The 24,910-nt window shown below is 30.4% G+C and carries 23 protein-coding genes; 20 read left to right on the top strand and 3 right to left on the bottom strand.

Translation table 11 applies throughout. The features are described 5' to 3' along the window. The first annotated feature begins 78 nt into the window (after positions 1-78). From OW730_RS22730 to OW730_RS22720, 3 genes are all read left to right on the top strand, one after another. On the top strand, positions 79-1,434 hold the full coding sequence (locus OW730_RS22730; RefSeq protein ID WP_271226338.1) for a hypothetical protein: 1,356 nt from the start codon (positions 79-81) through the stop codon (positions 1,432-1,434). Positions 1,435-1,704: 270 nt separating this feature from the next. Further along, positions 1,705-6,750: a chitobiase/beta-hexosaminidase C-terminal domain-containing protein gene (locus OW730_RS22725; RefSeq protein WP_271226337.1), complete on the top strand. Its 5,046-nt coding sequence runs from the start codon at positions 1,705-1,707 to the stop codon at positions 6,748-6,750. Positions 6,751-6,927: 177 nt separating this feature from the next. Beyond that, complete coding sequence (locus tag OW730_RS22720) at positions 6,928-7,284, top strand: NifB/NifX family molybdenum-iron cluster-binding protein (RefSeq protein ID WP_271226336.1); 357 nt, start codon at positions 6,928-6,930, stop codon at positions 7,282-7,284. A 136-nt stretch (positions 7,285-7,420) separates the two neighbouring features. Here the strand turns inward: OW730_RS22720 and dnaN are convergent, their stop codons facing one another. Beyond that, positions 7,421-8,521 (bottom strand): DNA polymerase III subunit beta, encoded by a 1,101-nt coding sequence (gene dnaN, locus OW730_RS22715; protein WP_271226335.1) that lies wholly within the window; start codon positions 8,519-8,521, stop codon positions 7,421-7,423. 291 nt (positions 8,522-8,812) lie between these two features. Between dnaN and OW730_RS22710 the strand changes: the two genes are divergently transcribed. The 6 genes from OW730_RS22710 to OW730_RS22685 all read left to right on the top strand — a co-directional run bounded on the left by OW730_RS22710 (position 8,813) and on the right by OW730_RS22685 (position 12,934). Next, positions 8,813-9,265 carry a helix-turn-helix domain-containing protein gene (locus tag OW730_RS22710; RefSeq protein ID WP_271226334.1) on the top strand — a complete coding sequence of 151 codons (453 nt, stop codon included), beginning with the start codon at positions 8,813-8,815 and terminating at the stop codon, positions 9,263-9,265. A gap of 14 nt (positions 9,266-9,279) precedes the next feature. Then, complete coding sequence (locus OW730_RS22705; protein WP_271226333.1) at positions 9,280-10,167, top strand: hypothetical protein; 888 nt, start codon at positions 9,280-9,282, stop codon at positions 10,165-10,167. Positions 10,168-10,271: 104 nt separating this feature from the next. Then, positions 10,272-10,532 carry a hypothetical protein gene (locus tag OW730_RS22700; RefSeq protein WP_271226332.1) on the top strand — a complete coding sequence of 87 codons (261 nt, stop codon included), beginning with the start codon at positions 10,272-10,274 and terminating at the stop codon, positions 10,530-10,532. A 253-nt stretch (positions 10,533-10,785) separates the two neighbouring features. Beyond that, entirely contained in the window at positions 10,786-11,625 is an 840-nt protein-coding gene (locus OW730_RS22695; RefSeq protein ID WP_271226331.1) for a hypothetical protein, read from the top strand. Between the two features lie 92 nt (positions 11,626-11,717). Next, positions 11,718-12,398 carry a hypothetical protein gene (locus tag OW730_RS22690; RefSeq protein WP_271226330.1) on the top strand — a complete coding sequence of 227 codons (681 nt, stop codon included), beginning with the start codon at positions 11,718-11,720 and terminating at the stop codon, positions 12,396-12,398. Then, on the top strand, positions 12,395-12,934 hold the full coding sequence (locus tag OW730_RS22685; protein WP_271226329.1) for a hypothetical protein: 540 nt from the start codon (positions 12,395-12,397) through the stop codon (positions 12,932-12,934). The genes OW730_RS22690 and OW730_RS22685 overlap by 4 nt, the downstream gene beginning before the upstream one ends. 206 nt (positions 12,935-13,140) lie before the next feature. On the opposite strand, the gene OW730_RS22680 is transcribed toward OW730_RS22685, so the two are convergent. Beyond that, positions 13,141-14,334 carry an L-lactate MFS transporter gene (locus OW730_RS22680; RefSeq protein WP_271226328.1) on the bottom strand — a complete coding sequence of 398 codons (1,194 nt, stop codon included), beginning with the start codon at positions 14,332-14,334 and terminating at the stop codon, positions 13,141-13,143. Positions 14,335-14,487: 153 nt separating this feature from the next. On the opposite strand from OW730_RS22680, the gene OW730_RS22675 reads away from it, so the two are divergent. Continuing rightward, entirely contained in the window at positions 14,488-15,156 is a 669-nt protein-coding gene (locus OW730_RS22675; RefSeq protein WP_271226327.1) for a hypothetical protein, read from the top strand. A 128-nt stretch (positions 15,157-15,284) separates the two neighbouring features. Here OW730_RS22675 and OW730_RS22670 read toward each other — a convergent pair whose 3' ends face one another. After that, positions 15,285-15,941 (bottom strand): VTT domain-containing protein, encoded by a 657-nt coding sequence (locus OW730_RS22670; protein ID WP_271226326.1) that lies wholly within the window; start codon positions 15,939-15,941, stop codon positions 15,285-15,287. Positions 15,942-16,130: 189 nt separating this feature from the next. Between OW730_RS22670 and OW730_RS22665 the strand changes: the two genes are divergently transcribed. The 10 genes from OW730_RS22665 (at position 16,131) to OW730_RS22620 (ending at position 24,863) form a co-directional block, all read left to right on the top strand. Beyond that, positions 16,131-16,529 carry a hypothetical protein gene (locus OW730_RS22665; RefSeq protein WP_271226325.1) on the top strand — a complete coding sequence of 133 codons (399 nt, stop codon included), beginning with the start codon at positions 16,131-16,133 and terminating at the stop codon, positions 16,527-16,529. Positions 16,530-16,564: 35 nt separating this feature from the next. Then, the gene (locus OW730_RS22660) at positions 16,565-16,693 is read left to right on the top strand and encodes a hypothetical protein (RefSeq protein ID WP_271226324.1); all 129 of its coding nucleotides are present in this window, start codon (positions 16,565-16,567) and stop codon (positions 16,691-16,693) included. Between the two features lie 39 nt (positions 16,694-16,732). Beyond that, on the top strand, positions 16,733-17,539 hold the full coding sequence (locus tag OW730_RS22655; protein ID WP_271226323.1) for a helix-turn-helix domain-containing protein: 807 nt from the start codon (positions 16,733-16,735) through the stop codon (positions 17,537-17,539). Positions 17,540-17,608: 69 nt separating this feature from the next. Continuing rightward, on the top strand, positions 17,609-17,923 hold the full coding sequence (locus tag OW730_RS22650; RefSeq protein ID WP_271226322.1) for a hypothetical protein: 315 nt from the start codon (positions 17,609-17,611) through the stop codon (positions 17,921-17,923). A 156-nt stretch (positions 17,924-18,079) separates the two neighbouring features. Beyond that, on the top strand, positions 18,080-18,757 hold the full coding sequence (locus OW730_RS22645) for a nucleotidyltransferase domain-containing protein (RefSeq protein WP_271226321.1): 678 nt from the start codon (positions 18,080-18,082) through the stop codon (positions 18,755-18,757). Between the two features lie 238 nt (positions 18,758-18,995). Next, positions 18,996-20,114 carry a DNA (cytosine-5-)-methyltransferase gene (locus OW730_RS22640; protein WP_271226320.1) on the top strand — a complete coding sequence of 373 codons (1,119 nt, stop codon included), beginning with the start codon at positions 18,996-18,998 and terminating at the stop codon, positions 20,112-20,114. 282 nt (positions 20,115-20,396) lie between these two features. After that, positions 20,397-21,752 (top strand): sigma-54 interaction domain-containing protein, encoded by a 1,356-nt coding sequence (locus OW730_RS22635; protein ID WP_271226319.1) that lies wholly within the window; start codon positions 20,397-20,399, stop codon positions 21,750-21,752. A 274-nt stretch (positions 21,753-22,026) separates the two neighbouring features. Beyond that, entirely contained in the window at positions 22,027-23,148 is a 1,122-nt protein-coding gene (locus tag OW730_RS22630; RefSeq protein WP_271226318.1) for a mandelate racemase/muconate lactonizing enzyme family protein, read from the top strand. 213 nt (positions 23,149-23,361) lie between these two features. Then, a complete protein-coding gene (locus OW730_RS22625) occupies positions 23,362-23,700 on the top strand; it encodes a D-galactarate dehydratase (RefSeq protein WP_271226317.1) in 339 nt (112 codons plus the stop codon). Beyond that, positions 23,700-24,863, top strand: a complete 1,164-nt coding sequence (locus OW730_RS22620) for a UxaA family hydrolase (protein ID WP_271226316.1) — start codon at positions 23,700-23,702, stop codon at positions 24,861-24,863. Before OW730_RS22625 ends, OW730_RS22620 begins: the two co-directional genes overlap by 1 nt. The last annotated feature ends 47 nt before the right edge of the window (positions 24,864-24,910 follow it).

Raw genomic sequence — 24,910 nt, 5'->3', positions numbered from 1 at the left:
TTTAGTATAAAAGAATATTTACTTTGTATTTTCATAAATGTATAATTAAGGGAGCGTAAAAGTGAAGGAGGGACTATTATGAAAGTATGGGTTAGGACAGCAATTATGATGATTTCATTAATGCTTATATGTAGTAATGTTTTTGCAGATATTCCTAACGGTTCAGTTGTAATTGGAAATAAAGGGTATGATATTAAGTATGTTAACAGAACAGAGAATAAAGAAGAGATTCAAGAAGCAATAAAGAGTATAGGCAAAGATATGAAAATATATGTAAAAAGCTACAAAGGGATTTGGTATGATAATGATGGAGAAAAAGTGGATAAATCATTGATTCCAAAGGTTGATTATATTTCAGAAGAGGGAAAAGTGATAAAGTACCAATCAGGTGATAGGGATGAACTTTCACAAAAATTCAAAGTAGAGAATGTAGCATTTCTTGATACTGAACATATTGAGATAATTTTTACTGAACCTGTATTAGATAAAGAATATACAGAAAGCATTAAATTGTCTGGAGATTATTTTGTTAAGAATACTAAAGTTGAAGATGGAAAAATTATAGCAACACTAGAGGATGAAATAAAATCAGAAATTTATGAAGGAACAATAACTATATCTGAAGATGTTATGAGTGTATATAAGAATACTTTAGGTAGAGAGATAAAGTATGATATTTATGTAATAAATAAAAGTAAGCTTTCTAATTGTTCCTTTGATAAAAACGTATGTATAACAAGCAATGGATTTAAAGGTAATAACCTTACATTCAATGGTAGATTAACTGTATGTGGTGATTATGGTATATTGAAAGACTGTAAAATTGATGATGTTTTAATAAAGCCAGGAAAATTTGGAAGTATTTCATTGATAGGAGTAGAAGTTGATAAAATGAGCGTTTTGTCTGGAGGAAAATATGGTGTTAAAATTAAGGAGTGTGAAATTAACAAACTTCTAATTAACTCAATTACAGATACAGGCATCATAAATCTGGGCGGTAGTAAAGTAAAGTCAACTATTATTCATTCAGATGCTATATTAGATACAGAAAAGGATATATTTGAAGATATCAAAATAGTCTCAAGTAAAGATCAAAATATTGTTAAATTGAGAGGTAAATTCAATAACATAATTACAGAAGATAACATTTTTATCAAAGCATATTATAATGCAGAAATTAATGCCATAGTTGTTAAAGGAAATGTAAGGTTAGAAGGACCTTTCTCTACAGTTGATATACAAGATGAGGATTCAATAATTGAAATAAGAGATGGCACAGAAATAAAGAAACTGACAGTGAATGAGAAAAATCTAGTTATTATATCGGGTAAAACAAGAATTGTTCATTTAGAAGGACCACATGATAAAATAATAGAAATTAATAAAGCTATTGAGGATGCTAATCGTAAAGCAGAAAACCTTAATAATGAATAGAAATATAAAGTAAATATTTAAACAAAGGCTTGGACGCACTAAATTTGTAGTGTGTCCAAGCTTTTATATTTATAAAAAGCATTAATAATATATCCAAATATTTACAATTATTAATAATAAATGTATAATTTAGTTAGTGAATAGGAAAGGAGGGGGAACTTAGAAATTAGTTATTTATTTTAAATTGTGCTAACAATGGCGAAAAATTAAAAAAATCTACGATTTAGAGGCATAATAGGCAATTAAAAAAGCAAAGGGGGAATTATTTATATGAAAAAATTCTGTAAAAAGAATAAGAAGAGAATAATTAGTCTCTTTATCTCAACCTTTATGATGTTCAGCATAGCATTTGGGGGATACGCACCGGTAATAGCTAAGGCTGAAGAAAATAATATGTTCACAAATGGTGGGGCAGAAGGGTGGACTAATGGGAAACCTGATGGATGGAATGGAAAAATAGAAAATATTTCACAGTCAACTGAGCAAGTTCATGGTGGAACATACTCTATTAAACATACATCAGCAAGTGGTACAAAGGATTTTTCATCAGTTATATATGATGTTGAACCTGGGCAGGAATATACCATAAGTTATTGGTATTATGATAATGATAATATGGCTAGAACAAGACCATGGATGTCATGGAAATCAGATACAGGCTATTTAACTAATGATTCTAATGTACTACATCCTACTACTTATTCAACTGATTCTGATGGGTGGGTTCAATGGACAGCAACTTTGACTGCACCAGCAGAGGCTACTCAATTTAATTTTGAAGTAAGAGCATATAAAGATAGTGCTGGTTATGGTGGAGCAGTTTACTACGATGATTTCTACTTTGGACCAAGTGGAGAGGTTACTCCTTCAAATAAGGTTAAAATGGTTAAATCAACACCAGTTGCTGGTGAAGTACAAGTAGGAACTGAAGTAACTCTAACATCTGGTACAGAAGGTGCTGAAGTATATTATAAAATTGGACAAGAAGCGCTAACAACTACTTCTGGAGCTATTAAGTTTGAAACGCCTATAGTAATTAATGATAATACTGAAATTCACGCTATAGCTGTAAAAGAAGGTATGGAGAATAGTGATGAGGCAGTATTTAACTTTACAATAATAAATGATTCAGAGTTTGATAAGATATATGATATTCAGGGAGAAGCGCATACTTCACCAAAGTTAGGACAAAACGTAAAGATTAAAGGTATTGTAACAGCAGTATCTTATGACATGTATTATCCAGGTATATTTGTACAAGAGGAAGTTGGAGATGAAAATAATAATACTTCTGATGGAATATATGTAAGTGGAAAAATCACTGGAGTTAAAGTTGGTGACCTTGTAACTGTTCAAGGTACAGTATCAGAGAAAGAACATACAGCTTTTGATGCAAGAGAATTAACAGTAACTGAAATCACAGGTGCTCAAGTGAATGTATTAGAGTCAGGAAAGGAACTGCCTGCTCCTATAATTATAGGAAAGAATGGAAGAAATCTTATAACTGATATTGTTGATAATGATAATATGACTACATTTGACACAACAGAAGATGCTATTGATTTATACGAGAGTTTAGAAGGAATGCTAGTAAAAGTTCAGAATCCTCATATAGTAGGTGTTCAAGAAAAATACGGTACATTTGATGTGTTAGCTGATAATGGGGAAGCGTCATTAGATAAATTATCTATAAAGGGAGGAATTATTCCTACTAAATCTAATGTGAATCCTGAGATTCTTCACATTGACGATGTTGTGATACCACTTAGTCCTAATAAGATATTTACTGATTCAAGATTTAACAATGCTAAAGTGGGAGATAAGTTCTCGCAGGATATAGTTGGGGTTATGGATTATAACTTTGGATTCTACAAAATATATAATGTTAATGAATTACCTGATTTAAATCCTGGAGCAAATGAAAGAGAAACTACTACAATACAATTTAATGAAGATAAATTAACAATAGCAGTTTATAATATTGAGAATTTTTCAGCAGATCCAAGTCACACACCAGATAAGAAAGTAGCAAAAATTGCTGATTCAATAATTAATGATTTAGGAGCACCAGATATAGTTACACTTGTTGAGGTTCAGGATAATAATGGACCAAATTCTGGTGGAACTGAGGCTAATGAGTCATATATGAGATTGATTAATAAGATAGTAGCTGATGGGGGACCAGAATACAATTTTACAGATGTTGCACCTGTGGACGGACAGGATGGAGGAGAGCCAGGTGGAAATATTAGAGTTGGATACATCTACAGAAAAGATAGAGTTGGATTTGATGAAAATAGAGGTGGAGCTACTGAAGCTGCTACGATGGATGGAAAGCATCTAGCTAAGAATCCAAGTAGAATTGACCCTACAAATTCATATTTTGACAGCTCAAGAAAACCTCTTGTTGGTGAATTTAAATTTAAAGGAGAAAGTGTATTCTTAATAGCTAACCATTTAGGTTCAAAGAGAGGGGACGAGTCAGACTTTGGCGAGATACAACCACCTCCAAAGGGAAGTGAGCCTAAGAGACATGGTCAAGCTGAAGTTATTAACTCATTTGTAAAAGAAATACTAGCTGCTGATCCTAACGCAAATATAGTTGTTTTAGGAGATATGAATGATTATGAGTATTCTGAAACTTTAAGAATACTTAAAGGTGACGAGCTTATTAATATGGTTGAAAAGTTACCTAAGAATGAGAGATATACTTATGTGTATAATGGTAATTCTCAAGTACTTGATAGTACATTAGTAAGTAAAAATATTGAAGCAAGAACAATTGGCGATATAGTTCACTTAAATGCTGAGTTCACTGAGCATAGTGGAAGAGCAAGTGACCATGATCCAGTTATGGTACAAATATCAGGTTTAGGTAATGTGGAATATGTTGAGCCTGTTAAGTTTAATATCTTAGATGAGGAAGTAAAGGTTGGAACAGAAGTTGTACTATCTACAGATACAGAAGGAGCAACTATCTACTACACTATTGATGACTCCACCTATAATCTTTATGAATCAGATCCAATTACAGATGGTATTGAATATACAGGCCCATTTGCTCTAACGGAAACAGGAATTATTAAAGTGCAAGCTGTAGCTAAGAAAGGAGAAAAATATAGCATAGTTACTTCTTCTAAGAATATAGTTGATTATGCAAGAATTAATCCAAGTCATGGATCTGGTGAGATTAATAAAGGGGAAGTAGTAACAATTATTGCTGATGAGAACAATGTTGAAATATTCTATTCAGTTGGTGAAGATTCTAATCCAAGTGACGGACAATTATTCCCAGTAGAAGGTCTTGAAATAAATGAGAACTCATACTTTAGGATTGTACTAAAGAAAGATGGAGTATTCAGTAATGTTGTTCGTGAATTTGAATATACAGTTTTAGCACAAGATGAAATAATCTCCATTGAAGAAGCTAAAATAAAAACTGGTGAAAGCGTTAAAATAAAAGGTATCATCACTGGTATGATTGGAAATAATGCCTTTATTCAAGATGATACAGCAGGTATTTACCTATATGTAGGGGCTAATGCTCAAACTGAGTTTGTTGTAGGAAATGAACTTATTCTTTCAGGTAGAGTTGTAGAATATAATAAGCTATGTGAATTGAAGGAGATTGATGATATTGAGATAGTTTCAACAGGAAATAATCTTCCAGCGCCTAAGGTTGTTACTATAGGAGAAATTGACGAAACACTTGAGGGGCAGTTAGTTACTATCACAAATCTTGAAATATCAGAAGTACCATCAGGAGAAGAAAATAATTATTCAATGAAGGTAACAGATGGAATAAGTATTATTGAATTAAGAGTTGATAAATATCTTAATCCAGGAATTAATAGTGATGATTATTCAGTTGGAATGAAGATGAATGTAACAGCGCCAGTAGGGCAATTCTATGATAAGTATCAGTTGATGTTAAGAAGCAGTGATGATATAACAAAAGAAATTTCAATTGCAGAAGCAAGAGAAAAAGCAATTGGTGAGGAAGTTATGGTTAAAGGTATCATAACAGGGATGATTGGAAATAATGCCTTCATTCAAGATGATACAGCAGGTATATATTTGTATGCTGGATCAAAAGGAAAAGAGGAGTTTGTTTTAGGTAATGAGCTTCAATTAATAGGGGTAACATCTGAGTATAAAGGGCTTAAACAATTAAAATACTTTGAGTCTATTAATGTAGTGTCAACAGGAAATAATCTGCCAGAACCTAAAGTTGTTACTATAGGAGAAATTGATGAAACTCTTGAAGGGCAACTGGTAACTTTAAATGATGTTGAGATTATTCAAGTTCCATCAGAACCAATAAGCAACAATTTTTCAATGAAAGTATCAGATGGAACAAATATTATTGAGTTAAGAGTTGATAAATACCTTAATCCATCAATTTATAGTGGCGATTATGAAGCTGTAATGAAGGTAAATGTTACAGCACCAGTTGGTCAATATAATGATAATTATCAATTGATGGTAAGAAGTAGTGCAGATATTGATGAAATACTAGAAGATATTTCTCTTGTTGAAGCATCAGTAGAAGGTGGAAAGGTTCTTTTAGATACTGAAGTAGAACTTTCAACTAAAACAGAAGGTGCTGAGATATATTACACAACAGATGGAAGTAATCCAGTAGAAAATGGAACATTATACACTGAAGCAATTACTTTAAATACAGTTGGGAAAATAACAATTAAAGCTGTAGCTAAGAAAAGAAGTTCATTCAGTGAAGTAACAGAATTTAAATATATAATAGTTGGAGAAAAGAAATTTACTATAAATTCTATTCAAACAACAGATATGATGAATAATCCTAAAAATGAGTTTAGAATGAAAAGTGCAATTATGATCAATGTTGATATTACAGCAAATATTGATACAGAAGCAGTTGTAATAATGAAAATTGTTGGTAAGCACAATAATGTATATTTCTTTAATTTCTTCAATAATGCTGAACTTGAAGATGGAATCACCAAATCATTCTCATCAGGTGTAACCTTATTTAATGCACCAATAGGAAATTATAAAGCAGAGATTCTTGTTTGTGATAATTTAATAGAAATGAATCCATTATCACAGGTTGGAGAATACTACTTTACTATTAATAATAGGGGCAAAGGTCAGGATGACAAAGATAAAAATAAAGATGATGACGAAGATGAAGAAGAGTATGATGAAGATGAAAATGAAAATAATGATAGCAATGGTAATGGAAATGCCTATGGAAAAAATAAAAAAGACAAGGAAAAAGATGAAAATAATAAAGGACAGGATAAAAAGAATAGAGGTAAAGGGAAGAAAAATTAAGAGTGAGTTTGATTAAATAAATGGATAAAACAAAGGGAACCTTAGGGTTCCCTTAATTTAATATTTACAAAATCTTGACATTTATCAAATCCTTCTATATTATCTAATTAAAGGGCATATGCCAAAAACTCAAAAGGTTTATAATGTAGATTTAATATTTTTAGGAGGAATGATGATATGAAAATTGCTTTACCATCAAGAAATAATCAAATAGATGACCATTTTGGTCACTGTGAATACTTTACTATTTTTACAGTTGATAATGATAAAAAGGAGATAATTTCTCAAGAAACTATTTCATCACCAGAAGGCTGTGGTTGTAAATCAAATATAGCGCAAACTTTATCAAATATGGGTGTAACAATTATGCTTGCAGGTAATATGGGAGCAGGTGCAGTACGTGTGTTAAATAACTCTGGCATTGATGTAGTACGCGGGTGTTCAGGAGAACTTAAGACTGTTGCACTTAAGTGGCTTGAAGGGAATATTTCTGATTCTGGTGATTCATGTAGTGCACATGAATGTCATCACTAAAAAATAGAATGTAGAAGCCTTGTGGCTCACATAAGAAAAAATATATAAACGGAAGTGGATAATCCACTTCCGTTTATATTTTGGCAATTATAAATATATTCTATAATTTCCCATTATATCTTACTAAGTGTATATTTTATGATTTATGTCGTACAGGCATGAGCATAGCTAATGATTCATCAGAATCAACTTTCTTAATTACAGTAGGAGTTATATCTGAATTAAAGCTCATATTTATTTCATCAGAATCTATGTTTTTTAAAGCTTCTAAAAGATATCGAGAATTAAAGCCGATTTTTAAGTCTCCTTCAATTACTGGAGACATTTTAATATGTTCATCAACCAGTCCGTATTGTGAGTTCGCTGAAATAGTGAGATTATTTTCAGATATTTCAAGAATAACTAAGCTACCACTAGTTTCTTTTCCAAAGAGCGCAGCTCTATCAATAGATGGCAATAGCTTGTCTTTAGCTATATTAAAACTTATATTGAAACTGTCAGGAATAACTGCATCATAATTAATAAACTCACCTTGAATAATTCTAGAATAAATCATTGTTTTAGGTGTTATAAAGATAATATTATTATCATTGAAGGATACATTTACTGTAGCTCCTTCGTTTGTAATTATTCTTGAAACATCTGATAATGTAGAACCAGGAATAATCCTACTTCCTGTGAAATTACTAGAATATGATCTTTTGGATAAAGCCACTCTAAGTCCATCCATAGCAACCATAGAAACAGAGTGTTTTTGGATATCAAAAAGAACCCCTGTAAAAGTATTACGAATGTCATTAGTGGAACATGCGTATACACATCCATCAATCATTTTTTTCAGTTCTTCAGTTGAAATATAAAAACTGTGTTCTAGATCTTGGTTGTTTATTCTAGGATATTCATTTCCATCATTGCAGTTAAGTTGAGCTTTTGAATCAGCATAATATATTATAAGTGAATTTTCATTTCTTTCAATTATTATTTCTTCGTTTGGGAGTCTTCTAATAATATCTCCAAACATTCTCGAGTTAACAATAACCTCACCTTGAGAAATAACTTTTCCCTCAAGATTAGTATGTATAATTACATCATTACTTGATCCTGTTACTTCTATACCATCACTAGATGTTTTAATATGAAGACCTTGAAGAAGAGGACTCAGACTCTTATTTGAAATAGCCTTTTGTGCAATGGAAACACCGTTTAATAGTTCTGATTTTTGAATTACAAACTTCATTTGATTTCCTCCAATTGTTGATATAAGTGCTTAATTCTAGTGATATGTAATCAAAGAATTATATGGTAATTATATCAAAAATAAGAAGTGTGTACAAACTATATTATATTAGGGGACGGTTCATTAAAATTGATTGTCCTATTCAAAAGTGAATTTGATTGTACAAGCAGTTAGTAATTTATGAACCGTCCCCAAGAATGAACCGTCCCCAAGAATGTCTTATTGTAACGGAATGTAATAAAAGTTGACAAAAGGTAACCAATGGTATAAAATGTAATTAGAGGTGATTATATGAAAGAATTATTTACAGTTGAAGAAGTAGCTCAAGTACTAGATGTGCATACACGTACAGTAAGAAGATATATTAAAGAAGATAAGTTATGTGCATCAAAGGTTGGGGGACGATGGAAGGTTGAGAAAGATGAACTAAAAAGATTTATGAATAACGAAGAGATAATAGAACACTTTCAAAAGAAACAGGATGATATTCTGTTAGGGTTGATGGAAGGCAAGAGTGAAGAAAAAGTGACACTACACACAATAGTTGACTTTAAGGTGGAGAGCGAGGAAGAAATCGAGAAGCTATGTGGAAGAGTATGTAACACTATAAATAAGGTGGAGAATGGAAATATTAGATTTCAATATAACTATAATAAAGAAACAGGTATTGGGAGATTTATATTTAAGGGCGATTCTAAGAATATTTGCAAGGTAGTTAGTGTATTTGAAGATTATGAGATATAAAGGGGGATGTTCATATGGGGAAAAATATTATTAATATAATGAAGGCGATAGTAGATATTTGGAACAATGATAATTTTAATAAATATTGGAGTGGGTTTAAGAAAGAACCATTTGCAATATATAATGAGGAACAGGTTTGTATAATAGGACATGATTCATTACCAGATACATTTGTATGTATAGATGAATATATATTTATAGGAAATGTTACTGATGATTTTAAGGGAAATTCAGCTATTGATTTTTACGGGAAAAAGATAGCTATTGTTGGTCTTCATTATATGGAGAATATAAGTATAGAGAAGCTATACTCAATAATTGTACATGAGAGCTTTCATGTGTTTCAGAGTAGAGGAGATATGTTGTACATGTGTGGAGATCCTTTAGGGATTCTTGATTATAAATTTCAAGTGGATAATTTGCTTTACAGAGCACTTGAGAGAGAGGCATTAGAAAAGGTTATAAGTTCAAGTGATAAGAAAGATTTCTATGCTTTATTAAATGATTTCATACATTATAGAAATGAAAGAATGAAGTTATTAGGAGAAGGTACACAACGATATGAAATGGGATTAGAGACAATGGAAGGAACAGCAGCGTATGTTGAGATTAAATCTTTAATCAATAGTTCAGAAAAAGAGTTAAATGAGGTATTAAAAACATACCAAGGAGTCATGAAATTCTCAGAGAATACTCTAAAGAATTTCAGACATGACTGTTATTATGCAGGAGCATATATAGGATTAATATTAGATAGGTTGGATAATAGATGGACTGATAAATATAATAAATATGAAAAAACACCATATATATATGATTTCTTAATAGAAATATATAATTCATTTATGAAAGAGAGGATATCACAAGTGATTATAATGAGCTTAATGAGGATGATCTATTAAGAGGATATATTTTAGAAGAGATAGAGAAGCATGAAAAAAGAAAAGAGGAATTATTTAAGGAATTTAAAAATGAAAATAAGATAAAAATATCTATTAAATATGACATGAAATTATATGGATATGACCCTATGAATATAGAGGAAATAGGAAATGAAATACTTCATAAACATTGCATATGTATTAATATTGATGGAGAAAACAAATGGTTATTAAAACCTGTGATTATGGAATATGAGAATAATCGATATAATATATCAAAAATAACATTTAACACAAATAAAAAACCTGAATTAAAGGATGGTTCTTATGAAATTGAAGGGATAGGGCGGTTATCAGCTGATAAAATTAGAATATTAAATTGTTAAATTAACTAAATAATGACTGATTAAAAGGATTGGAGTATAGAGATTTATTATAAGGCTTGCATAAACGTAACTTAAGGTGTTTGTACAAGCTTTTTATATAAATTAATGAACCGTCCCCTTGATGGATTTGAAAAATAATTTTTATGTGTTTACTATAATAAATAATATATAAAAAAATGAAAAACTTGAAAATTTATGTAGATAGGAGTAAAATACAGGATATATAGAAGACATAAAAAGGGGGAGCAGAAATATGGATATACCAGTATGGCAGTACATAATATCTATGGGGGGATACTTTGCGCTTTTAATTTTAATCGTATCTTTTATGAGGAAGCACTACAAAATAGCCAATTGGATATGGATTGGAGCATTATTTACATTTCCACTTTGGTTAAGGAATGTAGATGGATGGTTTAGGTGGTTTAAAACTTTAAGTGTTTTAGTACCGACAATCTTAGTGGGATTCGCAAGAATATCTAATTATGAAGAGAGAAAAGGTAAAGGTTGGGAGTTCTTGCAAAAAGGATGGGTAATGTGGACATTATATGGAGTTCTATTCCTCAATATAATGGAAGCTACAGTAAAAGATTATCAAATGGGGAATATGTTGAATGCTTTATGTGGAGTGATTTTATGTATTACAATACCCTTTCCATCAAAGTATTGGAAGATATCTAAAGGGAAAGCCAGTGATTTAGTTGTATATACTACAATTGGATGGAATCTATTATATACTACTTGGAATGGATGTTTTGTATATGCAGAAGCTGGTGCATATTTTGCATCATCACTTTGTATAATTTTTGCAGCAGAGATATACCCAATTATGAAGAGAAGACCAGAGTTATATGTAATGAGTAGGGTTTATACCTTAGCTACACATATATTGATACGAGCATGTTTTGGAGGATTATTCCCAAGTCTTATGGATGCATCAAGTTGGCATAATGCTGAAATATTAAAATATTGGGGTATCATAAATGGGATGATATGTGTTCCATATGCTATTTGGTATGCATGGCAGCTTCATAGCGGTAACGCTGATATGAAATTTATGAGATTAAAGGAAGGAATTTCTATACAGAGATAAGAATATATATAATAACTGTAGAGCTTGGCAATCTAATTTAAGATGATGTGCCAAGCTCTAAGCATATGTTAGTAGTTTAAAGGAGGAGGAGTATGGAATTTGAATATAAAAGAGGTAGAGATATTCTTGCGTATATTATAGCATTAGTTTTTATAGCTATTGGTATTTGGCTCATTTTTGCTAAAACCGATAATTATGCTCTTTATATAATGATTATGATAATTTTTTTAATTATGAAAATTGTTGACTATAAAGTGATGAAGGGCAAAGGTATGGGAATAGTGGATTACCTGGACTATGGACATGAAACAAGAAGTTACGTTATTGTATACGGAATGATTATCATTAGTATTTTGATTTTTAGGCAAAATGCTGATGTTATTATTGGAGTATTTTTGATTATAAGTACAATTATTTTGAGTATCGAAGGAGAACTTATTAAAAAAACAGATAATAGTGAAGAGGGTGGTTATCCTAGAGACAAGATTATATTGAATGAAGAAGGTATAAAGATTCCAGAGTATAGATTTATTAAATGGGAAGATATAAGTAACATTATAGAATATGAGTCTGGAAAAATTTCAATGATAGGTGTACTAGTGTCTAATGAAAGGACTTATAAAATTAAAACTTCTAAAATTGAGGACTTAATATATGGGAAGAATAGAAGACTCATAACAATAATCAAGCTGAGAGTAAGTGAAAAGTACGGAGTAGGGGCCTCTGAATTAGTTGTGGAAATGAAAGAGCGGGGAAAAGGAGAGAAAAAATGAAAAAATATTTAACTGTATTAATAATAGTATTAATAGTAAGTATAGCATTATTAGGGTGTACAAATAATAATAAAGAAAGCGAGGAAACTTCTAAAAACGAGATAATTACGATATCAGAAAAGTCTACTCAAAACCATACTAAAGTAGATAACAAAACTAAAAATAATACCAATAACTTAAATGAAAACGCTCAAAAGCTGGAGCATAAAGACAAATTCTTAAAAAGTAAAGAAGGTCACGATTTTCAAGTAGTTTCATGGAAATTTACAAAAGCTTACCTCAGCGGTGATGTAAGCGCAATGAAAAGTTATCTTATAAACCCAGAAAATAAAGATAATTATTATAACACAGAAAATAAATTTGATGATGTTGAATTCTTAATCTTAAAACTTGACCCAAATGATATAAAGGAAGATAGGATAATTGCAGAGTATGAGTTCTGTTTAAAAAACACTGATTATTATCAGTACCTTAACCTTGAAATGAAAAAGATAAACGGAGAATGGAAAGTGAAATTCTATGGTCTTCAAATGTAAATTTAACATCAGTATTAAACAATGTAGTATTAGCATATTTAATGATTATTATTAAAAAGTTTTCAATTATTTGTATTTAAAAAGAGATAAACTATTATCGCCTTTTAATATCTTTATAGTATGTAATAATTTGTTTTAAAGAACAATAAAATATAGGTTCTGACCTAAGTCAGAACCATCATTCATTCTCCATTCTCCATTATCAATTATACATTCGTTTTTGAAGGCGCTTTTACTAAAAACGTCATAGCACCACCAATAATAGCGAGAACTGCTGAAATCATAAATGTAGGTTTAAGTCCCCCTGCATTTGCAACAATAATTGGTCCTACAAGGGCTGCTATACCATATGCCTGGAAGACAAGACCATAATTGGCTCCTAAATTTTTAATACCATAAAACTCACCTATAATAGTAGGTAATACAGATAGAAAACCACCAAAACAAAATGAAATTCCAGCAAGGCAAGTAAAATATATTACAAAATTAAGAGGAACAACACTCATTACAATCATGCATATAGCAGTTATAATAAACAGAAATAAAACTACTTTTATTCTTCCAATTTTATCTGATATAGTTCCCCAACCAAGTCTTCCACCAGCATTAAAAAGTGCTGCCATAGCTACAGCATTTGTAGCAACAGCAGGTTCAAGTCCAGCTAATTGGATACCTATATCTTTTGCAAGTCCGATTACTAAAAGTCCACTCATACATCCGAATAAAAACATTACCCAAATAATATAAAAGACTTTAGTTTTCAACATTTCTTTAACTGAAAAATTAATTTCCTTTACAGAATTGTTTGTCTTTTTAGTATTTTTACTATAATCTTCTGGTGGAAGGATTAATAACTGAGCTCCACATAATATAAGGATTATAAATATTATTCCTAAATAAAAGAAGGTTTCTGAAACTCCTTTTGAAGCTAGGAAATATTGAATTACAGATTTGAAAACTAAACTTCCAAGGCCAAAAGCTCCTACTGCAATACCAGTTATAAATCCTTTTTTTTCTGGAAACCACTTAATACAAGTTGAAAGTGGACAAACATATACAAAGCCAACTCCAATTCCAGCAATAACACCAAAAGAAATATATAATAGTATCAGAGAAGTTGCTTTAGAAGCCAAGAATAAACCAGCACCGTATAATACGCCGCCAATTGTAGCAATTTTTCTAGGACCAATTTTATCTTGAAGTCTACCAGAAAATATAGTGGTAAAAGCAAAAACAAAAATTGCAATTGAATATGTGAGAAGTGTTTCACTACTTGACCATCCAAATTTATCAACAAGTGGTTGATTAAATAAACTCCATGAATAAATTGCACCTATACATAATTGAAGAAGTACTGCACCTAATACAACGAGCCAACGATTCTTAATCTTCTTCTCCATAAAAAACCTCCTTTAAATATAAAAAAAACAATATAATTATCTAATTTAGACTATTTCATTATATAATAGCAAAAATTATGAGTATTTGTAAAGTTGACTTAAATAAATTAAAATAATATTATAATAGAAAATACATAATGAAGAGAGGGTACTATGGAGATTAAATATAAAAATTCAGAAATGAATCTAATAGGGATTATTATAATTAGCATACTTTGTATAGGGCTAGGAGTATTATATATTAATATGAAAGAAGTTGAATATGCATCTACAATTGTTCTGATAGCAGTTGTACCATCATTATACATGAATTATAGCAGGTTGAAGAAACAAGGAAATCGATTATTAGAGTATCTGGATTATAGACGATTACTTACTATCGCCCTTTGGATAGTTACTATTGTATTTTTATGTACAATTATATTAAAAATAAGATTTGAGATGATTTTAGGGGGAACATTAATTTTGATAGGTATTGCTATTCTACTTAGTAAAGTTCTTCCAAAGAAAGATAAAGATGATGGGGAATACCCTTCTGGATTAATTATTACAAATGAAACTGGATTAAAGATTCCAGGGTATAAGTTAATTCAATGGCATGATATAAGAGATGTTATAGAATATAAAGATAGTGGATACGATACTATTGGTATTTTAGTGAGTAAAGAATCAGATTATAAACTTAACTATTCAATTATGGAAACTTTATTTTCTGGAAAAAGGAGAAGACTAATATCTATTCAAAAAAGAAGAATTATTGAGGATAAGTATGTAACAGCAGCTGATCTAGTTGACGAAATAAGAAAGAATATTGAGAGATAAAATAATACTTAAATTGATAATATAAAAAAATGTATAGTATGTATCCACATATCCTGCATATTTGTAATTAGAATATGCAAGGTATGTGGATATATTACTTTTGTTACTATCTAATGAATGGTAAGTATTTACAAGAGTTCTTTTGGGGGACTCGCATTTGTAATTCTAGACCATTCTTTTTTTGTATAAAAAAGAATTATAAGAATTAAAGAAACAACTATAATCAGGTAATAAAATGAACTTTTAAAACTCTCTCCTATAAGACTGTAGAGTAACATCATGGGAATATTAGATAAAATAATGACAGAAATATATTTAAGGTAGTTTGGTTTAGTGTAAGATACTAAAAAACTAACAGCATCTGTTGGGGCAACAGGACAAAGTATACCTAGACTCAAAAATTTGTAGTTATTCTTTATTATTAATTTATTTAGATTAGGATATTTATTTAAAAAATAATTTTTTATTGAGGTATTTGAGAATGTTTTTGCAATAAAGAATATAATGCTTTGGCTTATAATCATAGATATCATTGATAAAGTAAAAGCTTTAAGTGGGGGAAAAATAATTCCACCTAAAACCATGAATATACTACCAGGCACAAAAATCAGTATTCTAAATGTTGAAAGTAATATAAAGAATAAGGAGATATAATCTTCATGGGTATTTAAGAATTTAATAATAATCGTATAATCAGTTGTGATTAAATTATTCCTGAAAAGTATTAATACGATTATAAGCCATAATAAAATAATATAAACTTTAATATTATTTGATTTTTTCATGTTATCTCTCCTTAAAAATTAATTACATGTATTTTAAGTAACTACTACTTAGTATTAGTATTTTATTAAAAATTTCTTAAATATAATACAAATTTTTAATTTTAAAAAAGATGTAAAAATAATATTTAATAATATACATATAAACCATTTAATGGTATATTATTATTAATAAAAAGGAGAGTGAATGTTATGATAAAGAACAAAAAAAATATAATTATAATAAGTATACTAATCTTAGTAGTACTTTACGGATTAACATATATTCCTCATAGGATTTCTCATATAAAACCCAATGAAGTTTCTAAAATAAATATTAGGTGTGGTTATAATGGAGATTATATTGAAATCACTAAAAAGTCTGATATTGAACACATAATAAATAACTTAAATAGTGTTACATTTAAAAAAGATAAACCATCATTTTTTTATATGGGTTATTCATTTAACCTAAAAATTTATAACAATAAACAAAGGGTTATAAAGAAATTAATAATTAATTCAGAAGAAACAATCAGGTATAAAGGTTTTTTTCATAGAGCTAAGAAAAATAAAATTGATTATGAGTATATAAAAAATTTATTTGAGTAATATACTTGAAATATGATGGTAAGGAGGAGATAAACGTGAAAATTATAAATGACATTACTGATTTTATATTTTTAGAAGATGAAATGGAAGAAGCAGATATTATCTTTATCCCAGGGGGAGCACATCCAGAATTAGGTGAGTATGCTGCTGAAGTATGGAAATAAAGTTTATAATTGAGTAATTTCAAAGAGGAGGATACTGAATTGCCTAAAATACAATTTTTTAATGAAATTAATCCACTTCTTAAGTTATTCATACGTCATTATTGGTATGTTAATGAAGAGGCAAATCCTTTATCTAGCTATGAGTTATTGCCAATGGATCATGTTGATTTGATAATAACAAATGGGAAACCATTTGTTTATGGGGATAATAAAAGTGTAATTAAATCAGATTCTATTCATTTTCACGGTATAAGAGAAAATTCAGTATTGATGACTCAAAGTGGAAAGATACAAGCATTAGGGGTTAGTTTTACACCTTGGGGATTTTATTTTCTTGTAAGAGAGCCTATGAGTAACTTTGTGAACAAAATTGTAGATTTAAATGATGTAAATAATTCTCTTTGTAAAGAAATATATAAGTATCTAAACTTATTTGATAAGCCTTATGACTTTGTCCAATCAATAGAAAGCGAATTAATAGGTTGTATTAGGGTTACAGAACAAGAAGAGAAAGACTGCAGTATAATATCAGATTTTATAGTAGAAGATGTTTTTAATATCAAGGAGTACTGTGAAGCAAATAGAATATCAGTACGAAGATTAGAACGAATTTTTAGAAAATATATTGGTATAAGTCCTAAGATGTTTATGAATATCCTTAGGTTTGAAGAGGCATCTAGAGATATTATGTATAAAAGAGAATTTAACTTAACGGATATATCATATAAACATGGGTATTACGATCAGCCCCATTTTGTGAAGAGTTTTAAAGGTTTTGCAAAGCATACTCCAAGTAAGTTTCAAGTAAAGGCGCCTGCTCTTAAATCACATTTTAAATATAAATAGTGTCGTATTTATACAATTATTTTTTAACACCTCAAGTTAAAATGAAGATAACATTTAGGAGGTGTTAATATGATAGAAAATGGAAGTATTGAAATAATAACATTTCATCAGGTTGATAATGTAGGAGAACATCAAGTGTTTGATGGATTAAAGGTACTAGATGTATTCTATAAAAGGTTTAATGGATACGGTGGTATGCATATTGCTAAAGGAGAAAAAGATCAATGGACTTTGGTATTATTCTGGGACTCAAAAGAGTTAGAAAGAAAAGCAAGTGCTAGTATGATGAAGAATGATGAAACTATTCAATTTAAAATGTTGGTAAATGGTAAAACGGTCGTAAAAAATGTTTATCCATGTTTCGGCGTAAATAAAAGTTTATAAAAGTTCAAAAAGGCTTGCGCACTCGATTTAGGAATAAGAGGAGTGTGCAAGTCTTTTTTATAATACACATAATAACAAATGCTATATGTAAAATTTGACATAAAAACATACGTTTGGTATTATTTATATGATGATTTATTAAATGGGGGAGTATTAATGAATAATGGTACAAATTATATAAACCTTGAGGATATATCAATACGTAATCAAGGTTATTTAGAAATTATGAAAGATATTTATGAGATATCAAATGAATGTGAAATAAAGTCATATATTTGGGGAGGATATGTAATTGATATTTTAAAAGGAAGCTTAATTCGCGAGCATAGTGACTTAGATGTGTTTACTGAGAATATGTTAGAAAAATTAGATAAATTGAAATGCTTATATGAATCCAGAGGATATGAAATTGAATATTTTGAAGATATTAATATGTTAGAGATAAGAAAAGGTGAACTTCATGCTAGCTTTAACTGTCTTGATATTGATGGTGAAATTGCTAAATGGAGACATATTGGTAGAGAAGGAACAGTTTATTTCCCTTATAAATGGCTTGATAGTAATCCAAGAGAATTTTATAATGTTAAAGTTTATACTTCAGGATTCAAGTTTGAATATGCTATAAAGACAAAAGTACAAATGCTTACTCCTATATGGAAACCACGTGAAAAAGATAAAGTTTCAATAAAATATTTACAAGAAATTTTACATAAAGAGAATGTTAGTCCAGATGAGATTTATAAATGGATATGGAGTTATAATCCTTATTGGTATAAAAAAGGGTATGATGAATTTTTTAGACCTACAATAGCATATCCACTTTCATCTAAATAATTAATCTACATTTGGGGAGGGAAGAAATATGAGTATGATATATATAATCGGAATAGTAGCAAATGGAAAAACTACACTTGCTAAGAACTTATCACAGGAAAGTGTAAACTGAATCCACAAGAACAAGTAGAAGTTATCAAATATTCACCTAATATGCGAATTGATTCTAAAGTTGCGTTATGGGTTTGACTTAAGGGTTATGTTAGCATTAAGTTATAAAATTGAAGGAGGTCATTACATGACAATAGTTAAACTTAAAATTGCAGAATTGAGGAAAGCAAGAGGAATAGGACAACAGGAATTAGCAGAAGTATTAGGTGTATCTTTTCAATCGGTTAGTAAATGGGAAACTGGAAAAACAATGCCGGATATTACTTTATTACCAAGTATAGCTGAGTATTTTAATGTTTCTGTAGATGTATTATTAGGTTTAAAACCATTACCACAGAAAGAGTACATGCCAAGGAACACTGATAATCGTGATAATTGGAATGGAAATGCTGATAAATTATATAAAAATAGAAAATACTTTTGGAATGATGATTATTTAAGTTTTCTTGTTAAAAGTGTTTGGAATGTTCAATCCCCAATGGATGTTATTGAGTATAGGTGTGGAGAGGGTTACTTAGGGATGAAGTTACTTGAGATTTTACCTGAGGGAAGTACCTATACAGGAGTTGATAACGAATATTTTACTAATAAAGCTAAAATAAATTTTAAAAATACTGAGTTTGATGCAAAGTTTATGGTATCAGACATATATTCACTAGAAACAAATAAAAAATATGACATAGCTATCTGTCAAGCTGGACTACGTCATATGAATAAACCTATGGAAGTATTAAAGAAAATGGCAGCTTCTGTTAAGAAAGGCGGTCTTGTTGCCTGTGTAGATGTTAACAGGGAGTTTGAAAATGACGGGTTATATATTGATGACATTAAATATGATTATCTTTGCACAGCATTTGATTTTCATAAGGTATGGAAGAAGGAATTAGAGTGTGAAGGTAGAGATTATGCAATTGGAATGAGGTTACCATTTTATATGCAGCAGATAGGTTTGCATGATATTGATATTCGTATGAATGATAAAGTAATGTATGTAAATCCATATATGGAGGATTACGAAGAAAAAGTACAAGATTTCATACAAATTAATGGATTGGATAAATCCCTTAGTATATCCAGTCAAGAAAATACTATTGAATTATTAATGAACCGAGGAATTGATAGAGTTGATGCAGAATCTTATATTAATATGCAATCAAAAATAGCAGAATATTTTAGAAATACTAAAAAAAATAAATCATTTTTAAAAGTACATGGATTATTAATTACATTCGGAAGAAAAGGATAATAATCTAAGAAAGCATAGTTAATGGATATTTAAAGATGATTTGTTAGTAAAGAAGCTTGCACACTTAACTTCAAGGGTTGGGATGTACAAGCTTTTAGTTTTAAAAAAAATCAAATTAATGAACCGTACCCGATTTTATTTATTATTGGACTTTTACTCTAAGAATCAGTACAATAGAAATATCACATCACTATTGTTTAAAACATATCAAATTTAAATCCCAAATTATTAAAAAAGTACACAATGCTACACTAGAAGATATATTAAGGAGTGATAGTATACATGATGAATGATTTGAGCTATCAGGAATTTATAAGAATAATAGATGAGTTATACGATGAAGTTATTGTATATGACAATAACTATAAAATTATATATATAAATAAAGCTTGTGAAAGGCATTATGGTATGACAAAAGAGGAGATGATGGGAAGTTCTTTCTTCGATTATGCAGATGAATATTGGAGTACATCTGTCCTGCCATTTGTTTATAAGACAAAAAAAACAGTTAAACAGAAACAGGAGACGAAACTTGGAGCAAAAATCCTTACAATTGCTATACCAATATTTGATGAACAAAATGAGGTTCAATATGTTGCAATGAGTGTAAGAGATGATATTCCAGATGATGAGAGCCAGGATGTGTTTATTCTAGATAAAGTGAAAGAAACTGCTAACTTAAAGTTTGAGAATAAAATACTCACCACAAGTAACAAAATGGAGAAGGTATTACATCTGGCAGATCAGATAGTAAACGTTGATGCGCCTTGCTTAATTACTGGAGAATCAGGAGTTGGGAAAACTCTTATTGGTAAGTATATTCATGAGCACAGCTCAAGGAAGGAAAAATCTTTTGTGCATATAAACTGTGCTGCCATAAGTAAGGATATTGTGGAATCAGAATTGTTTGGATATACAAAAGGAAGTTTTACAGGAGCAAGTAGAGGGGGAAAAAAAGGTCTTGCAAGTGAAGCTGATGGAGGAATACTATTCCTTGATGAGATATCTGAAATACCATATAAACTTCAGGCAAAGTTACTTCAATTCATACAGGAGAAGAAGTTTTACCCTGTAGGAAGTACAAAGCCTATAAGTGTAGATGTAAAGATAATTGCTGCAACAAATAAGGATCTTAAAAAGATGGTTGAAATGGGAAGTTTCAGAGAAGATTTATATTATAGATTGAATGTATTTGAAATCCAGATACCTCCTCTAAGAGAGAGAAAAGAAGATATTTTGATTTTATGTGATTTTTATTTAAATAAATATAATCAGAAATATAATAAGACACATAGGCTTTCAGAAGAGGTTAAGCATATTTTAAACAATTACTCATGGAAGGGGAATATCAGAGAACTTGCAAATATTATGGAGAGGTTGACCGTAGTAACAAAGGATATTGAAATAAAGCCATGGCATTTACCAAAACATTTGTATGAGCTTCCAGTAAAAGAAGAATTGAAGTGTACAGAGATTAATATAGATGATGGTAAAACTCTTAATGAGATGCTTGAAGAGTACGAGAAAAGAATAGTTGAGAGGGCATATGAGGAGTTGAATTCCTCTAGGAAAGTTTCAGAAAAATTAGGGATTAGTCAAACAAAAGCTTCTAGGCTATTTAGAAAATATGTTAAATAACAGGTGAGTCGATTTTGACTAGGTGAGTTGAAATTGACTCATGGGTTTCGGAAAAATGAGTCTAAAATGACTCAAATTAAAATAAATAACAATAAAATAATAGAAAAATAAAGTTTGTTTAAGATGTATATAATAAAAAATACTCTTAAGCAAACTTTTTTTGTTTTATAAATGGCTATAATAAGCCATTTGTGTGAAGTTTAATAAAAGTTGGCACGATAATTGCTCTATTAAATAGTGTCGACAAAATAAAACCTATATAGGAGAAATACAGATGAAGATTACTGATGTTGAAGTCATATGTCTTAGGATACCAGACATGGATAAAAAATCTGTTTGGGGAGAGGATGCAGTTCTTGTAAAGGTATATACAGATGAAGGAATTGTGGGAATTGGAGAAACAGATTCATCACCTCTTGTTGTGAAGAGCTTAATTGAAACTCCAAACTCAAATCTGGCATGCTTTGGGTTAAAAGAATTATTAATTGGTGAGAACCCTCTTGAGATAGAAAAGTTATGGGATAAGATGTACACTTATTCAAATTATGTTGGAAGAAGAGGGGCAGGAATACATGCAATGAGTGCCATTGATATTGCATTGTGGGATATAGCTGGTAAATATCATGGAAAGCCTGTGTATGAATTATTAGGTGGAAAGTATAGAGATAGAATAAGAGCTTATGGAACTTTTATTCCTGCAGATACTCCAGAAGAAAATAAAAAGATTGTTAGGGAACTTATTAATAAGGGATTCACCAGCCTTAAGTTCGGTGGGGGGATTCTTGGAGATAATCCAGAAACTGATTATGAAATCATAAAGGCTGTAAGAGAAGAAGCTGGAGAAGATTTTGAACTTCAGATAGATCTAGCAGCTAAATGGAGAACTCCTGAGCATACAAGGTTTATGGCTGAGAAGCTAAAAGAGTTTAATCTTAACTGGATTGAAGAGCCAATAGGATCAGATGACCTTGTGGGATATAGAGAACTTGGAGAGGCAATAAAGCCTATGATAGCAGGAGGAGAAACTTTAACTACAAGATATGAGTTTCAGAATTTCCTTGAAGTAGGAAAGCCTGACCTTGTACAACCTGACGTTACAAGATGTGGCGGAATAAGCGAATCAATGAAAATCTATAAATTATCAGAAAAATACGGTACAAAATTAGTGCCTCATGGATTCAGTACAGGAGTGTTAATTGCAGCTACTGTCCATTTCTTAGCTGCATGTGAGAATACTGATCTCATTGAGTATTCACAGAGCATAAGTCCTCTTTTTGAGAAGCTTGTTAAGAACAAGATAGAATTCAAAGATGGATATGTGGAAGTACCTAATACTCCAGGACTTGGAATTGAACTGGATTATGAAATAATCAAGCAGTATAGAGTATTTAGTTAAAGGTTAATTAACAGAGTAATGAAAACCATTTAAAAGAAACAATAGTAATAAAAATAATTATTAATATTACAGTGAAGATAATAACAAAAATACAATTATCACTCAATGATTTATTTAATTATATTCTGAACTGTTATATGTGGATATGATAAAACAAAGTGTGATGTGATCAAACAAAGTGTGATATAGAACAATATTCTAGGAGGCAATAGAATGAGGAAGGTATTGATGAAGACTGACAACGATAATGTGGCAACAGCACTTGAGGATATTATAGTTGGAGATATGGCGAAGGTTCTATCTCATAAGAATGAAGTCATAGATGAATTCAAAGCGTATGAGCCTATACCATTTGGGAACAAGATTGCAGTAAAAGATATTTCAGAGAAATCAGAAATTATCAAATGTGGATATAAGATTGGTTTAAGTTTAAAGGTGATTAATAAAGGACAGTTTGTACATGTCCATAATGTTCAAAGTGAAAAAGTAAACTTTCCTCCATCCATAATAAAAGAAATATTGAGACAAATGGGTAGAGAGGAGGCGAAATGATGAAGTTCAATGGATATGTAAGAAAAGATGGTAGTGTAGGTATAAGAAATAATATTTTAATTATAGCAGTTGATGAATGTATGGATGGTATTGCAAGAAAAATCTCAGAAGAGGTTGAGAATTCCATTGTGGTTACTAATCACTATACATGTATGTTAGGTGGAAATGAGGAAACTCTAAGTAATATGATTAATGCTGCACTTAATCCTAATGTGGCAGGTGTTTTGGTACTAGCAATGGGATGTGGAAGCATTGATCCTAAAATCATTTCAGATAAGATAAATGAAAGTGGAAAGTTAGCTAGACACTTAACATGTATCAAGAAAAAAGGTACAAAGAGAACAATTGAAGAAGGCAAACTTTTGATAAAAGAGATAGAAGATTTTGCATCCACATTTGAAAGACAACCAGTTGATATATCTAAGCTTATTGTTGGAGTTAAGTGTGGAGGATCTGATACAAGTTCTGGGCTGGCTTCAAACCCTAGTGTTGGAAAGGCAGCTGATCTTCTTGTGGATAGAGGGGCTACTGTTGTTGCAGGAGAGCTAATGGAACTTGTAGGATGTGAAGTGATTCTATGTAAGAGAGCAGTAAATAAAGAAGTGGAAGATAAAATGCTTAGAATGATCTCAAATGAAGAGAAGAGATGGAGTGTTGGATCTGATACTGAGGTAATGAGTGTAGGAAACAGTGTAGGGGGACTTACTACTATTGAAGAAAAATCTATAGGGGCTCTACACAAGACTGGGACTAGAGAAATTCAAGGAGTTCTTGAGTTTAATCAACAGGGGCATGAAAAACCAGAAAAGCCAGGGATGTATTTATCTGATGTAACTATGCTTTGTGGTGGATCAGGAATGCATTTTGCTGCTATTGGAGCACAGTTGATTTTATGGACTAGTGGAGGAGCTGGATTCAATAACAGTATAGTTCCAGTAATAAGGGTTAGTGGAAATGTTGACCTTATAAATGATGACATAGATATAGATGCTACTGGAATAATGAAAGGGATAGCATCTGTGGATGAAATTGGTGAAGAGATACTTGAGAAGATAGTTCAAGTTGCAAACGGAGAAAAGACTAATATCGAAGATCTAGGTTACTCTTACTGCACTCTTTATCAAAAAGATATAAGACTTGAGCAGTGTTTAGGATTAAGGTAGATAAAACAATTTTTGATTGCAGTACAAAAGATTTATAGAAGGAGATT

It is taken from the genome of Oceanirhabdus sp. W0125-5 (genome assembly GCF_027938815.1).
In the GTDB taxonomy this organism is placed as follows: Bacteria; Bacillota; Clostridia; order Clostridiales; family Clostridiaceae; genus Oceanirhabdus.
The sequence above is the reverse complement of the archived record's forward strand: the minus strand, read 5'-3'. Positions and strand labels throughout refer to the sequence as shown.